We start from the raw sequence: 14,662 nt of genomic DNA on the forward strand, positions 1-14,662 counted from the left end.
TGTGGCTCCCTCACGCGCGCGTCGATGCCGAAGAGTTCGGCCGGTCCACCGTAGCGTGCGCGCGGGCGGTGGGTTGACCGGAGCCGGAAGGCCGTCAGCAGCCGTGACCGGTCCGGCCCCAGTCCGGACCCGCCCGGTCCCAGGCCTGGTCCCAACGGGTATACCGGCGACGGACCATGCGCCAGACGATCAGTCGCCTGCCGCTCTCGACGATCCCCGCGGTCAGCAGGGCGGCGCCCACACCGGCGAGGACGGCGTGCGTGGTCGCCGTCGCGGAGTCCAGCGGACGGGCCACCAGCGTTCCGTGCGCGTCCGTCCATATCGTGAAGTGGTCGCCCGTGTGCGGGGTCTTGAGGTCGGCCATGGCCGTGGCGTGATGCGCGGTGCCGTCGGGCGCGGTCCAGTCGGCGAGGACCTGGGTGCGTGCCTCCCGCCCGGTGGAACTCTCGGGGTCGGCCTCCAGCGGGGAGCGGTCCAGCTCGCGCACCACGGTGGCCCTGACCAGATGCCGGGACTGGCGTTGATCCTTGACCGACTGCTGCAGGGCGTCCTCGGCGACGGAGCCGATGACGAAACCGATCACAGGCGTGACGAGGAGGACCAGCAGCAGGGCCGCCAGGGCCACCCAGGCCTCGACCAGATCGGTCCTGCGGCGCAGCGGATTGTGCCGCCAACGCCAGAGTCCGCTGATTGTCCGCACGCTCCGCACCCCCTTTCCCGCTCCGTGATAACCCCTGGCGGAGTCGTTCACGTGCCCACCCGGTCAAAGAGAGAGGGAAATCACCTGAGACCGGGCCTCTCATGAACTTCTCACGAAAATGCCAACGGCCGGACCCCGGCAGGTGGTTCCCGTCCACCGACGCCTTCGCCCCGTCGGCGGCGTGCCCCCGGCTACGCGAGGACGGTGACGGGATCGCCGACCCGGATCGTGCCGCGGTCGAGGGGCACCAAATTCTGTCCGAAGATCAGCTTGCCATCGATGCGGCGGTGCCGCCCCAGCGTGTACAGAGGCTCCTTGCCACGTCCCGCGGTCTCCTGGTCGGTCGTGGTGACCACGCACCGGCCGCACGGCTTGGCGACGCGGAAGCCGACCTCGCCGATGACGATCCGCGACCAGCCGTCCTCGGCCCAGGCGTCCGTGCCCGACACGACCACGTTCGGCCGGAAGCGGTTCATCGGCAGCGGGCCCTCGTCCGCGTGCGCGTTCCGCGCGATCAGGGAATTGAGGGCGTCGAGCGAGGCGGCACCGGTGAGCAGCAGCGGATAGCCGTCCGCGAACGTGACGGTCTCGCCGGGCAGCGCGAACTCCGGGTCGACGGCACGGCGCGTGGCGGGGTTGTCCATGTGCACCAGGCGCACATCGGCGCCCAGAAAAGCACTGCACCAGGTGTGCGCTGCCGCGCCGGCGAGGACGCCTTCCACCTTGTCGCGGAAGATCTCCACCGTCGTGGTGCTGATCGGCGGCGGCACGTCCACGGTCAGCGGCTCGAGGCCGGGTGCGGACAGACGAACGCCGTCGCCGGGCAGAAGCTCGGCGACGGCCGTCGCGAGGCGCGGTTGCTGACGTTGCGTGACGACCTTTCCCCCGTCGTCGATCAGCGCCCAGCGTCGGTCTCCGGCCAGCCCCCAGGGCTCCACGACGGCCTCCCGGGGCGACAGGCCCCGGAACGCCTTGACCGGATGAACATGAATCGACAGCAGTTGCGCGTTCCCCATGGACTCATCCTGCCAGGTGGCACGGACAGTCCTGGGAACGGCTCAGTAGCCGCGGTACGACTGCTGGTTGTACGGATCCTGCTGCGGGGTCGGGCCGGGACGCGGCGCCGCGGGGCGCATCGCCTCGTAGCCCATGTTCTGCATGGGCGGGCGCGGCTGCTGAGCCTGCGGGCCCGGGTAACCGCGAGGGGCGCCGGCCTGCTGCGGGATGTACGCGGCGGGCGCCTGCTGGAGGGGGGCCGGCTGAGGCGCCTGCGGATAGCCGTAGGAGGCCTGGGAGGGACCCGACGGGAGGGCGGGCAGTGCCGACGGGAGCGCGGGCAGGTTGCTGTTGCCCGTGTCGTACGCGGCGGGGACCCGGATCGGGGCGATCTGCGGGGTACCCCGCTCGGCCACGAGCGAGTCGTAGATCGGGGTGTCCGGGAAGGAGGCGGAGTAGTAGCCGCCGCCATAAGTGGAGCGGGGGGAGGTCATGGCACATAAGTTAAGCCCACGATGTGCTGGTTGGGGAGACCGATAAGAGGGTTGTTTTCCGTGTCGGCGGTGACGTGCGCCCCCCAATGCGAGCGAACGTGGGGAAAAGGGACGCCGGGGCATGTTGGGATCCTGTAAAGGCCGAGTTCCGAAGGGGTTACCGGCGGGTCGGACACCCCGTTTCCGGACTCCTCATGGGACTTCGACGGCATCCGCAATAGGTTGGCCCGGTACGCGGAACCCGAGGGCCGGTCAAAGCCGCGCCGGCGCGGAGGGTGACAGGGGATGGGGGAAGACATGTCGATGCCGAAAGGGTCGAACGTTCCGGTGCCCACGACGGCACTGCGGGTCGAACTGGGCTGGCGCTCCGGACCGGGCGTCCCGGACGCGGACGCCTCGGCCCTGCTGCTGGTGGCCGGAAAGGTCCGTTCCGACGCGGACTTCGTCTTCTACAACCAGCCCGCCCACACCTCCGGCGCCGTCCGCCACGAGGGCAAGCGCGACGCCGGCGGCCGGGTGACCGACACCCTGGTCGTCGACCTCGCGCGCGTGGAGCCCGCGATCGAGACCGTGGTCCTGGCCGCCTCCGCCGACGGCGGTACGTTCGGACAGGTCCCCGACCTCTACATCGAGGTCCGGGACGCCGTGCGGGGAACGGTGGCCGCCCGTTTCGACAGCACCGGCGCGAGTGTCGAAACCGCTTTCGTGCTCGGGGAGTTCTACCGCCGCCAGGGCGCCTGGAAATTCCGCGCCGTCGGACAGGGTTACAGCAGCGGACTCGAGGGCCTGGCCAGGGACTTCGGCATCACGGTCGACGAGCCCCAGCACAAGGCGACGTCGACGGCCCCCGCCCCGCCGGTCATGCCTCCGGTCACCATGCCTGCGCCCGTGGCTCCTCCGGTCACCGCACCTCCGCCGCTCCACAACGCCCCGCCCCCGCCGTCCGCGCCGCCCACGGCACCCGTGAGCCTGAGCAAGGTCACGCTGACCAAGGCCGCCCCATCGGTCTCGCTCACCAAACAGGGCGGCACGTCCGGCGCACTGCGCGTGAACCTCAACTGGGAAGTGCGCAAACAGTTCTCGGGATGGGGCAGCAAACGCGGCCGGGCGGTGGCGCTCCACGCCGACCTCGACCTCGATCTGTGCGCCCTGTTCGAACTCGCCGACGGCCGCAAGGGTGTCGTACAGGCGCTGGGCAACGCCTTCGGGGCCCTGCACCGGCCGCCGTACATCCATCTCGACGGCGACGACCGCACGGGTGCCGTCTCCAGTGGCGAGAACCTCACCGTCAACCTCGACCACATCCGGGACTTCCGGCGCATCCTCGTCTTCGTGACCATCTACGAGGGCGCCCGCTCGTTCGCCGACCTGCACGCCACGGTCACGCTCCAGCCGCAGCACGGCGCAGCCATCGACTTCTCCCTGGACGAGTGCACCGTCCCGTCCACGGTATGCGCGCTCGCGCTCCTCACCAACACCGGCAACGACCTCGTCGTCCAGCGCGAGGCCCGCTACCTGGTGCCCGAGCACGGAGTCAGCCCCCAGCGGACGGTCGACCACGCGTACGGGTGGGGCATGAACTGGACTCCGGGCAGGAAGTGACCGGCGCGTCGACGAGGCTCAGCCCTCGTCGGGAACCGTCTCAGGACCGGCGTAGGTGCGGCCCTTCCAGGCCGCGCCGCGCCCCCGGTGATGCTGCACCGCGGAATCGACCGTCATCAGCAGGTACAGGAACGCGGTGAACGGCAGCAGTGGGGCGAGCCACAGCGGCTGGCGGTAGTAGCGGAGCATCGGCACGTACGTCCCCGTCATCACCAGCCACGCGAGCATGCCGAGCACCGCGGCCGTCGCACTCCCCGCGATCAGACCGACGACCACGGCCACGGGCGGCACCAGGTACACCAGCGCGAGCCCGGCCACCGTTCCGGCCAGCAGCACAAGGCTGTGCCGCAGCTGGGCGTAGGCACTGCGCGAGACCATCCGCCACAGGTCGTGCAGACGCGGATACGGGCGCACGCTGTCGACGCGGTCGGCCAGCCCCAGCCAGATGTGCCCCCCGCCGCCCTTGACCGCACGGGCCAGTGCCACGTCGTCGATGACCGCCTGCCGGATGGCGTCGGGGATCCGCGCCCGCGCGGCCGCGTCGGCGCGCAGCAGGACGCAGCCGCCGGCCGCGGCCGCTGTCCGGGCCCCCCGCCTGCCGATCCGGCGGAACGGATACAACTGAGCGAAGAAGTAGACGAAGGCCGGCACCACGAGCCGCTCCCACAGGCTCTCCACCCGCAGCCGAGCCATCTGTGAGACGACGTCGAAGCCACCGGTGCGCGCCGCCGCCACCAGTGCGCGCAGGCTGTCGGGCGCGTGCGCGATGTCGGCGTCGGTGAGCAGGAGGTATTCGGGGTCACGCGCGCGTGCCAGGCCGATCCCGTGGCGCACGGCCCACAGCTTGCCGGTCCAGCCCGCGGGCGGCTCGCCCGGCGAGACCACCGTGAGAGGCAGTCCGCCGGGGTGCCGGGCCAGTTCGCGAGCGAGTTCCCCGGTGCCGTCCGTACTGCCGTCGTCGACGAGGAAGACCTCCGCGCGGCCCGGATAGTCCTGGGCGAGCAGCGACGGCAGGCTCAACGGCAGGACGGCGGCCTCGTCGCGCGCGGGGACGACGACACAGACGGAGGGCCACTCCGACTCACCACCCGACGTCGGGTCGGGTGGTTCGGGGAGGGGCGGCTCACCGTGAGGCGGCAGCCGCACGTCCGTGCGCCAGAAGAAGCCCTGGCAGAGCAGCAGCCACAGCCAGGCGGCGAGGGAGGTGGCGGCGGTCCACACGAAGGCGCTCACTCGCGCAGTGTGCCCCACCCGCCCGGCCGATCGGGGGACATCGTCTATCGTGGCCGGGTGAAGATCGCGCTCATGGACTCCGGAATCGGTCTGTTGGCGGCCACCGCCGCGGTACGGCGTCTGCGACCCGACGCGGATCTCGTGCTCTCCCTCGACCCCGACGGCATGCCCTGGGGGCCGCGCACCCCACAAGATCTCACCGAGCGTGCCGTGGCCGTCGCAGAGGCCGCCGCCGCCCACGGGCCCGACGCCCTCATCGTCGGCTGCAACACCGCGACCGTGCACGCCCTGCCCGCCCTGCGTGCCCGCCTGGAACCCGAGGTGCCGGTGATCGGCACGGTCCCGGCGATCAAGCCGGCCGCGGCCGGCGGCGGCCCCGTCGCGATCTGGGCCACCCCCGCCACCACCGGCAGCCCGTACCAGAAGGCCCTCATCCGGGACTTCGCCGACGGCGTGCACGTCGCCGAGGTGCCCTGCTGGGGTCTTGCCGAGGCCGTGGAGCATGCGGACGAGGCGGCGATCGACGCGGCCATCACCGCGGCCGCCGCTCTCACCCCGGAGGATGTGACGACCGTCGTCCTCGGCTGCACCCATTACGAGCTGGTCGCCGAGCGCATCCGCACCGCCGTGCAGCGCCCGGACCGGCCTCCGCTGGTCCTGCACGGTTCCGCCGGGGCGGTCGCCGCGCAGGCGCTGCGCCGCATCGGCTCCGGCCCGGCACCGGGGGCCGCTCCCGTCGGTACGGTGACGGTCCTGCTCAGCGGTCGCGAGGGCGTGCTGCCCGACCCCGCCCTGGCCTACGAGGAAGGCCGTCTCCTCCAGGCCGTCACCCCGGCCCAGTGACCCACGGCCCCGGCCCATCGGTCCCGCCGTACGGGTCCACGGCCGCGCGGTCACGCTCCGCGACGGGGTACCCGCGCAGCGAAACATGAGTAACCTGCTAGGCATGGACCACCCCTACAGCGGGGCCACACCGCACCCCGATGTCTGGACCGGGCGCGCCACGAACCGGGTCCAATGGTTGCTGGCGCTTTTCGGCGCGGCCTGCATGGCACTCGGCATCGAGCTCGCCGTCGACTCCGCCTGGAGCTCCGGACTCGCCCTCGTCGTCTCCGTCGTGGGCTGCATCGCGGCCGGGCTGATGGTCCTCTTCGGCACCCTCGCCTTCGTCCATGTCGATCTCAGGCTCGACCGGGAGTGCGTGGAGGTGCGCTGCGGCCACATCGGCGTCCCGCGCCGCCGGATCCCCCTCTCACACGTCGCCGGCGCCGACTTCGACCCGCACGTCAACCCACGTCACTGGGGTGGCTGGGGCTACCGGTGGCGGCCCGAGAAGGGCACCGCGGTCGTCGTCCGGCGCGGCGAGGGGGTGGTGCTGCGCCTGTGGAACGGACACACCTTCACGATCACCGTGGACAACGCGGAGGCAGCGGTGCAGGCCATCAGGTCCCGCCTGCGGCCGACGACGCCGGCGCTTTGAGGCCGAGGGCCGGCCGTCGGACGCCGGCGTGGCAGCGCCGCTGCAGCAAAACGCCGCCGCACGCACGTGTGCCGTTCATGGGGCAACGGTCATTGATCACTGGCACTGAGCTCATGGACAGGTGCCTTCCCGCACGCGTGCCTCCCGCGCCCCCGCCTCCTCGGTGAGCGGGCGGGCCGTGGCCAGGCCGGCCAGGAGTCCCGCGCCCACCGACACCGGGGTGAAGCTCAGCGCGTTGCCCACGGTCGCGATGGCGGCGAGGGCGGTCAGCGCCGCGCCCGCGGTCAGCGCGACCGGAGTGGTGCGGGATGTGTGCCACAGCGCGAGCAGCACCCAGCAGAACGCCGCCGCGAGGAGTGCTACGCCGACGAACCCCTGCTCGGCGGCCTGCTGCAGGAGCGCCGAGTGCGGCTTGCCGTCGGACGACAGTGACTCGCCGACCGTCGAACTGAGCTCCCCGAACCGGCCGGGCCCCACACCCAGGGCCGCGTCCTGACGTGCCAGGTGCAGGGCGTCGTGCCACAAATGCATCCGGTACGGGGTGAACGCGTCCTCCAGGGTCGCCGCGAGCCCGCCCGGGAGGGCTCTCCCGGCCGCCGCCCAGGTCAGCCCGGTCACCAGGGCCGTCGCCAGTGCCAGTCCGGCCAGGCCGACACCGCGGTGCATGCGTCCGGCGGCGACTGAGCTCAGCAGCACCGCGGCACAGGTGACCACGGCGGTCGTCGAGCCGAGGGCGGCCGCTGTCACGGCGATCGCCACGGCCAGGAGGCGCAGCGCGAGACGCAGCGCGGTCACCGGCGTGGCCCAGGCGGCGCAGCAGGCGGCACCGGCGGAGAGGGTCAGGACGGCCGCGGTGGCCCCCGCGTGCCCGAGCGGTCCGACGATCTCGGGCCCCGCGGAGAGATGCGGGACCGCCACGGTCAGGGCGACGCCGGCGAGCGCCGCCACGCAGGGCGCCGCGAGGGGCAGGATCGCGCCGAAGATCCGCCCGGCGGCATAGCCGGCGGCCACCGCGAGCACCGCGAGCAGCATGCCCTCGGGGCGGCCTTCGTGCGCGGTCGCCGTGATCAGGGACCAGGCGGCGCAAGCCCCGAGCACCACCACGCCCGCCGCGTCAGAAACGTTTCGTCTTGCGCCGACCGCGTCCGGACCGGCTACAGAGGTCACTCCCGTGGAACCCACCCCGCCCCCCCTGAACCCGGCCGCCCCACCGACCGCGAACCCAACGCTCCCGCGACTGATCACAGCCACGGCCCCCGGGCACACCGTAACCGCTGATGAGCCGTTTGTGGATGTGTTGGACCGAGTTGCGGAGAAACGATGCGTCTCAAGCGGGCCGGGAGCCCCGGCGTGGCGCCCGGGGTGTCGCTCGCCGGGCACCCGAGCGTCCCGTGCCGCCGATCCGCAGCCGCCCGCCTGCGGCTGCGGTGGGCACGGACCGCGCTGTCGGCGCGGTCGTCACCCGCCGTACACTCCCGGAGTGACCGTCACCGCAACCTCCGTCGACCAGTCGGACCAGGCGCGACCTGAGTCGGCGACCGCATCGCGCGGCGCGCGGCTCCTGCGCTTCGTCCCGGCCGCCGCCGCGGCGCTCTCCGGAGTGCTGCTGTACGTCAGTTTCCCGCCGCGCACCTTGTGGTGGCTGGCCCTGCCGGCCTTCGCGATCTTCGGCTGGGTGCTGCGCGGCCGCAGCTGGAAGGCGGGCCTGGGGCTCGGCTACCTCTTCGGCCTGGGGTTCCTCCTGCCGCTGCTGGTGTGGACCGGTGTGGAGGTCGGCCCCGCCCCCTGGATCGCGCTGGTGGCCATCGAAGCGGTCTTCGTCGCTCTGGTCGGCGCGGGAGTCGCCGCGGTGTCGAAGCTGCCCGCCTGGCCGCTGTGGGCGGCCGCGGTGTGGATCGCCGGTGAGGCGGTACGCGCACGCGTACCGTTCCGCGGCTTCCCCTGGGGCAAGATCGCCTTCGGCCAGGCGGACGGCGTCTTCCTGCCGCTCGCGGCCCTCGGCGGCACCCCGGTGCTCGGCTTCGCGGTCGTCCTGTGCGGCTTCGGCCTGTACGAGGTCGTCCGTCTCGTCCTCGACGGACGCCGCACGCGCGCGGTACGCCGGTCGGCCGCGGCGTTGGCCCTCCTGAGCGTCGCCGTACCGGTGGTGGGCGCCGTGGCGGCGCGTCCGCTGGTCAGCGACAAGGCGGAGAACGGCACCACCACCGTCGCCCTCATCCAGGGCAACGTGCCCCGCCTCGGGCTGGACTTCAACGCCCAACGGCGTGCCGTGCTCGACTACCACGCGCGCGAGACCCTGCGGCTGGCCGCGCGCGTCAAGGCCGGCGAGGTGGCCCGGCCGGACCTCGTGCTGTGGCCGGAGAACTCCTCCGACATCGACCCGTTCGCCAACGCCGACGCGCGCGCGGTCATCGACGGTGCCGCCAAGGCGATCGGCGCGCCCATCTCGGTCGGGGGCGTCGTCGAACGGGACGGCAAGTGGTACAACGAGCAGATCCTCTGGGACCAGGTCAAGGGCCCGGTCGACACCTACGACAAGCGGCAGATCCAGCCCTTCGGCGAGTACCTCCCGCTGCGTTCGTTCATCGGCGCCATCAACAAGAACTGGACCAGCATGGTCCGCCAGGGCTTCAGCCGGGGCACCAAGCCGGGCGTCTTCGCCATGGCCAACGCCAAGGTCGGCCTCGTCACCTGCTACGAGGCGGCCTTCGACTGGGCGGTCCGCGACACGGTCACCGACGGCGCGCAGATCATCTCCGTGCCCAGCAACAACGCCACCTTCGACCGCAGCGAGATGACCTACCAGCAACTCGCCATGTCCCGCGTCCGCGCCGTCGAACACAGCCGGACCGTCACGGTGCCGGTGACCAGCGGCGTCAGTGCGATCATCCTGCCGGACGGCAGGATCACCCAGAAGACCGGCATGTTCGTCGCCGACTTCCTGGTGCAGAAGGTGCCGCTGCGCTCCTCGCAGACTCCCGCCACCACGCTGGGCATCCTGCCGGAGATCGCGCTGGTGCTGGTCGCCGCGGGCGGACTCGGCTGGGCGATCGGCGCAGGTGTGCGCGGGAGGCGCGCCCGTGGCGTGTAGTCGTACGCCGGTTGCCCGCCCCCCGCACCCGGCCGGACCCGCCTGACCGGCCCGTTAAGGTCGGTCCATGGCTACTCCTGACTTCATCCGCACGCTCCGGGAGACCGCCGGGCGCCAACTCCTCTGGCTGCCAGGGGTCACCGCCATCGTCTTCGACGACGACGGCCGAGTCCTGCTCGGCCGCCGATCCGACAACGGCAAGTGGTCGGTGATCGGAGGCATCCCGGATCCGGGGGAGCAGCCGGCGGCCTGCGCGGCCCGCGAGGTCTACGAGGAGACCGCGGTGCGCTGTGTCGTCGAGCGGGTCGTACTCGTCCAGGCGCTGGAGCCCGTCACCTACGACAATGGCGATGTCTGCCAGTACATGGACGTCACCTTCCGCTGTCGCGCCGTGGGCGGCGAAGCCCGCGTCAACGACGACGAGTCGCTTGAGGTGGCGTGGTTCGACGTGGACGCCCTGCCGGAACTGAACGAGTTCGGGCTGTTCCGGATCAAGGCGGCGATGTCGGACGCGCCCACATGGTTCGACACCACGGGTCCGCTCTGAAGTATGGATGGTGACCATATGGGGCGGGGTGTGGTCGCTGCCTAGGGTCGAGACATGACCCCGCCCAGCGCCCCTCCCGGCCTCCCCGCCCCCACACTCGACCTCGGCGGCCGTACCGCCCTCGTCACCGGTGCCGCCGGCGGCATCGGCCGCGCCTGTGCGCTGCGGCTGGCGGCCGCCGGGGCGAAGGTGAGAGCGGTCGACCGCGACGCCACGGGCCTGGAGACACTCGCCGAGCGGTCCGCGTCCGCGGGGCTGCCGGGCAGTGTCGAACCGCACGTCCTCGACCTCACCGACCTGGACGCCACCGAGCTCACCGCCGCGGGCACGGACATCCTCGTCAACAACGCCGGACTGCAACTGGTACGCCCCATCGAGGAGTTCCCGCCGGACGTCTTCCACACCGTGCTCACCGTGATGCTGGAGGCACCCTTCCGGCTCATCCGCGGCGCCCTGCCCCACATGTACGGGCAGGGGTGGGGCCGTATCGTCAACGTCTCCTCGGTGCACGGACTGCGCGCCTCGGCCTACAAGTCGGCGTACGTCGCCGCCAAGCACGGCCTGGAGGGACTGTCCAAGACCGCGGCACTCGAAGGCGCGTCCCACGGCGTCACCTCCAACTGCGTGAACCCCGGCTACGTGCGCACACCACTGGTCGAGAAACAGCTCACCGACCAGGCACGGGCGCACGGCATCCCCGAGGAACGCGTGCTGACCGAGGTGCTGCTCCAGGACAGCGCGGTGAAGCGGCTCGTCGAACCGGAGGAGGTCGCCGAGGCCGTGGCATATCTCTGCGGGCCGCAGGCGTCCTTCGTCACCGGAACCTCGCTGGTCCTCGACGGCGGCTGGACCGCGCACTGAGCACGGTGCGGCCCGTGACACCCGGAGTTATCCACAGGGCTGACGGGACGGGCCGGTCATGGTGAATCCTGTGAGCATGCCCAGCGATCACGTTCCGTCAGCACAGCGCACCAGCGGCGAAGCTCCGGCATCCGAGCACAGCGGTGCCGAGGCACCATTCCTGGAGCTGCTGGCCCGAGGAGCGGGCGCCGAAGCCTACGAGCGGCCGGTGCTGCTCGCCCGGGCCCGGGGTGAGCCGGCCGAGCAGGTCGAGGCGCTCGAACAAGCCAAGCGGCTCGCCCTGCGCGTGCGCTCGGAGCTGGAGGGACGCCGCCGCCGGGAAGCCGAACTGTCCGCGCTCTTCGAGACCGCCCACGACCTCGCGGGGCTGCGGGATCTGGACGCCGTCCTCCAGGCGATCGTGCAGCGCGCACGGTCGCTGCTCGCCACGGACGTCGCCTACCTCAGCCTGAACGACCCGGCCAGGGGCGACACCTACATGCGGGTCACCGAGGGCTCGGTCGCGGCCCGCTTCCAGCAACTGCGGCTCGGCATGGGGGAGGGGCTCGGCGGCCTCGTCGCCCAGACGGCCCGCCCCTACGTCACCGACGACTACTTCCAGGACGCACGCTTCCAGCACACCACCACCATCGACGCGGGCGTGCACGACGAGGGACTGGTGGCCATCTGCGGGGTCCCCCTGATGATCGGGCCCCACGTCATCGGCGTGCTCTTCGCCGCCGACCGCCGGGCCCGGGTCTTCGAGCGGGAGCAGATCGCCCTGCTCGGCTCCTTCGCCGCGCTCGCCGCGGCCGCCATCGACACCGCCAACCTCCTCACCGAGACCCGCTCCGCAGTGGCCGACCTGGAGCGGGCCAACGAGATCATCCGGGACCGCAGCGCGGTCATCGAGCGCGCCTCCGACGTCCACGACCGGCTCGCCGAACTCGTCCTGCGCGGCGGAGGCGTCCACGACGTGGCCGCCGCGGTCTCCCAGGTCCTCGACGGCGCGGTGGAGTTCGCCGAGGCCGCCGCCGCGCCGGCCGCCGCCCTGGAGGCGTCCCGCGCCGACGGGCACGCGGTGCTGTACGAGGACGACTGGATCGCCGCCGTCACGGCGGGCGGCGAACTGCTCGGCGCACTCGTCCTGCACGGGCACCCCGGCCTCGACCCCGTCGACCAGCGCACCCTGGAGCGCGCCGCGATGGTCACCTCGCTGGTCCTGCTGGCCAGACGCTCCGCGGCCGAGGCCGAACAGCGCGTACGCGGCGAGCTCCTCGACGACCTGCTCGACGCCCGCGACCGCGACCCCCGCCTGCTGCGCGACCGCGCCTCCCGACTGCACGCCGACCTCGACGCCACCCACGTCGTCCTCGCCGCCCGCCTCGACGGCACGGCAGCCGACGCCGAACAGGAGGCGGCCGCCCGCAGACGCCTGTGGTCCGCGGCCTCCCATCTCGCCGCGACCCGGCACGGTCTCGCCGCCGCCCGCGACGGAGGCACCGTCCTGTTGCTGCCCCTCACCTCCCACGACACCGCCAGCGACCTGGCCCGTCGCACCGCACGGCAGCTGGGCACGGCCGTCCACGAGGCGGTCACCGTCGGCGCCTCCGGCCCGGTGGAGAACCTCGCCGCCCACCCGGACACCGTGGCCGCCGCCTACGCCGAGGGCCGCCGCTGCCTCGACGCCCTGCGCCTGCTCGGCCGCTCGGGGGACGGCGCCACCGCCCAGGAGTTCGGCTTCCTGGGGCTGCTGCTCGGGGGCGACCGAGACGTGGCCGGCTTCGTCGACCGCACCATCGGCCGTGTGGTCGCCTACGACGAACGACGCGGCACCGATCTGCTGCGCACTCTGGAAGCGTACTTCTCCTGCGGCATGAGCCCCGCCCGCACGAAGGACGAACTGCACGTCCACGTCAACACGGTCGCCCAGCGCCTGGAACGCGTCGCCCGACTCCTCGGCGAGGACTGGCAGAGCCCGTCCCGCGCCCTGGAGATACAACTCGCCCTGCGGCTCAACCGATTGTCGACCCCGATACAGCACTGACCCCCGTACCAGGGGGTACGGGGGCCGGTGCCGGAAGTGGTCTCGGCTGGGGGTCAGGCGGTACGGGCGGTGTCCGCCGCCCCGGCAGTGGCGGGCTCGGCACCGACTGCGGGCTCGACATCGGCCAGATCCCGGTGACGGGTCTCCTTCGCCACTCCCACGGCGACGAGCGTCAGCACGGCCGCCGCGATCACGTACAGGGCGATCGGCGTGGAGCTGCCGTAGTCGGACAACAACGCGGTGGCGATCAGCGGGGCCGGCGCACCCGCGGCGACCGAGGCGAACTGCGCGCCGATGGAGGCACCGGAGTAGCGCATCCGGGTCGCGAACATCTCGGAGAAGAAGGCGGCCTGGGGCGCGTACATGGCCCCGTGCAGCACCAGCCCCACGGTCACGGCGAGGATCAGGCTCCCGAAGCCACCGGTGTCGACGAGCGCGAAGAAGGGAAACATCCACAGCCCCACACCCGCCGCGCCGACCAGGTACACGGGCCGCCGACCGATCCGGTCGGACAACGCGCCCCAGGCCGGAATCACCGCGAAGTGCACGGCGGAGGCGATGAGTACGGCGTTGAGCGCGGTCTGCTTGGAGACGCCGGCCGAGGTGGTGGCGTATACGAGGATGAAGGCGGTGATGACGTAGTAGGAGATGTTCTCCGCCATACGCGCGCCCATCGCGACCAGCACGTCCCGCCAGTGGTCGCGGAGCACGGAAACGATGGGCAACTTCTCGGCGGCGCCCGACCGAGCCGCCTGGCGCGCCTCGGCCTGTTCCAACGCCTGCTGGAAGACGGGCGATTCATCGACGGACAGACGAATCCACAAACCGACGATCACCAGCACCCCGGAGAGCAGGAACGGGACGCGCCAGCCCCAAGTGCCGAAGGCTTCGTCGGAGAGGACCGCGGTGAGCAAGGACAGCACACCGGTCGCGAGAAGCTGCCCGGCCGGGGCGCCGGTCTGCGGCCACGACGCCCAGAACCCACGCCGCCGCGCGTCCCCGTGCTCGGACACCAGCAACACGGCGCCGCCCCACTCCCCGCCGAGCGCGAACCCCTGCACCAGACGCAGCAGGGTCAGCAACACAGGCGCGGCGGTCCCGACGGTGGCATGCGTCGGCAGCAACCCGATCGCGAAGGTCGCCCCACCCATCAGCAACAGACTCAGTACCAGCAGCTTCTTGCGCCCCAGCCGGTCACCGAAATGCCCGAACACCAGCGCACCCAACGGCCGCGCCGCGAACCCCACGGCGTACGTCAGAAACGACAGCAACGTACCGACCAACGGATCGGAGCCCGGAAAGAACAGCTCATTGAACACGAGCGCCGCAGCCGAGCCGTACAGGAAGAAGTCGTACCACTCGATGGTGGTGCCGATGAGGCTGGCTGCGACGATGCGTTTGAGGTTGGCGGGGGGTGGGGGAGCGGTTGCTGCGGAGGCCATGTGCGCCACTTCCTCGTGTGCGGTGGGGACGGGTGGGTGTCCGGATACCGTAGGAAGGTGCAGGTCAGGGGCACATGTGGTGGGGCAACATAGTTCGCGGGCGGTGTGTGCGTGCCGCCCCTATGTCGGTTCGTGGGCCGTTTCGAGGGCTTGCATCGGTGGCAGACCGGACGGTGTCTGTGTTGCGTGA

Annotated in this window: 13 protein-coding genes; 7 read left to right on the forward strand and 6 right to left on the reverse strand. The window is 72.0% G+C overall.

Annotated features, from left to right (window positions below; translation table 11 throughout):
- Positions 1 to 94: 94 nt before the first annotated feature.
- The 3 genes from IG99_RS20855 to IG99_RS20865 form a co-directional block, all read right to left on the reverse strand.
- Positions 95 to 700, reverse strand: a complete 606-nt coding sequence (locus IG99_RS20855) for an Rv1733c family protein (protein ID WP_037676223.1) — start codon at positions 698 to 700, stop codon at positions 95 to 97.
- Between the two features lie 191 nt (positions 701 to 891).
- Positions 892 to 1,716: an MOSC domain-containing protein gene (locus IG99_RS20860; RefSeq protein WP_037676156.1), complete on the reverse strand. Its 825-nt coding sequence runs from the start codon at positions 1,714 to 1,716 to the stop codon at positions 892 to 894.
- 42 nt (positions 1,717 to 1,758) lie between these two features.
- On the reverse strand, positions 1,759 to 2,190 hold the full coding sequence (locus IG99_RS20865) for a DUF6643 family protein (RefSeq protein WP_037676158.1): 432 nt from the start codon (positions 2,188 to 2,190) through the stop codon (positions 1,759 to 1,761).
- A gap of 303 nt (positions 2,191 to 2,493) precedes the next feature.
- Between IG99_RS20865 and IG99_RS20870 the strand changes: the two genes are divergently transcribed.
- Positions 2,494 to 3,792 (forward strand): TerD family protein, encoded by a 1,299-nt coding sequence (locus tag IG99_RS20870; protein ID WP_051865690.1) that lies wholly within the window; start codon positions 2,494 to 2,496, stop codon positions 3,790 to 3,792.
- An 18-nt stretch (positions 3,793 to 3,810) separates the two neighbouring features.
- Here the strand turns inward: IG99_RS20870 and IG99_RS20875 are convergent, their stop codons facing one another.
- Positions 3,811 to 5,025, reverse strand: coding sequence for a glycosyltransferase (locus IG99_RS20875; protein ID WP_234311906.1), 1,215 nt, complete (start codon positions 5,023 to 5,025; stop codon positions 3,811 to 3,813).
- Between the two features lie 57 nt (positions 5,026 to 5,082).
- On the opposite strand from IG99_RS20875, the gene IG99_RS20880 reads away from it, so the two are divergent.
- Positions 5,083 to 5,868, forward strand: a complete 786-nt coding sequence (locus IG99_RS20880; protein WP_037676162.1) for a glutamate racemase — start codon at positions 5,083 to 5,085, stop codon at positions 5,866 to 5,868.
- Between the two features lie 103 nt (positions 5,869 to 5,971).
- A complete protein-coding gene (locus tag IG99_RS20885) occupies positions 5,972 to 6,505 on the forward strand; it encodes a hypothetical protein (protein ID WP_037676163.1) in 534 nt (177 codons plus the stop codon).
- 111 nt (positions 6,506 to 6,616) lie between these two features.
- On the opposite strand, the gene IG99_RS20890 is transcribed toward IG99_RS20885, so the two are convergent.
- On the reverse strand, positions 6,617 to 7,606 hold the full coding sequence (locus tag IG99_RS20890) for an O-antigen ligase family protein (RefSeq protein WP_199815569.1): 990 nt from the start codon (positions 7,604 to 7,606) through the stop codon (positions 6,617 to 6,619).
- Positions 7,607 to 7,985: 379 nt separating this feature from the next.
- On the opposite strand from IG99_RS20890, the gene lnt reads away from it, so the two are divergent.
- From lnt to IG99_RS20910, 4 genes are all read left to right on the forward strand, one after another.
- Positions 7,986 to 9,596, forward strand: coding sequence for an apolipoprotein N-acyltransferase (lnt, locus tag IG99_RS20895; RefSeq protein WP_037676168.1), 1,611 nt, complete (start codon positions 7,986 to 7,988; stop codon positions 9,594 to 9,596).
- A 67-nt stretch (positions 9,597 to 9,663) separates the two neighbouring features.
- Positions 9,664 to 10,143, forward strand: coding sequence for an NUDIX hydrolase (locus IG99_RS20900; protein ID WP_037676169.1), 480 nt, complete (start codon positions 9,664 to 9,666; stop codon positions 10,141 to 10,143).
- Positions 10,144 to 10,197: 54 nt separating this feature from the next.
- Entirely contained in the window at positions 10,198 to 11,004 is an 807-nt protein-coding gene (locus IG99_RS20905) for a 3-hydroxybutyrate dehydrogenase (protein WP_037676172.1), read from the forward strand.
- Between the two features lie 76 nt (positions 11,005 to 11,080).
- Positions 11,081 to 13,030 (forward strand): helix-turn-helix domain-containing protein, encoded by a 1,950-nt coding sequence (locus IG99_RS20910; protein WP_037676225.1) that lies wholly within the window; start codon positions 11,081 to 11,083, stop codon positions 13,028 to 13,030.
- Between the two features lie 53 nt (positions 13,031 to 13,083).
- Here IG99_RS20910 and IG99_RS20915 read toward each other — a convergent pair whose 3' ends face one another.
- On the reverse strand, positions 13,084 to 14,472 hold the full coding sequence (locus IG99_RS20915; RefSeq protein WP_037676174.1) for an MFS transporter: 1,389 nt from the start codon (positions 14,470 to 14,472) through the stop codon (positions 13,084 to 13,086).
- Between the last annotated feature and the right edge of the window lie 190 nt (positions 14,473 to 14,662).

The organism is Streptomyces griseus subsp. griseus (assembly GCF_000720255.1).
GTDB lineage: Bacteria > Actinomycetota > Actinomycetes > Streptomycetales > Streptomycetaceae > Streptomyces > Streptomyces griseus_I.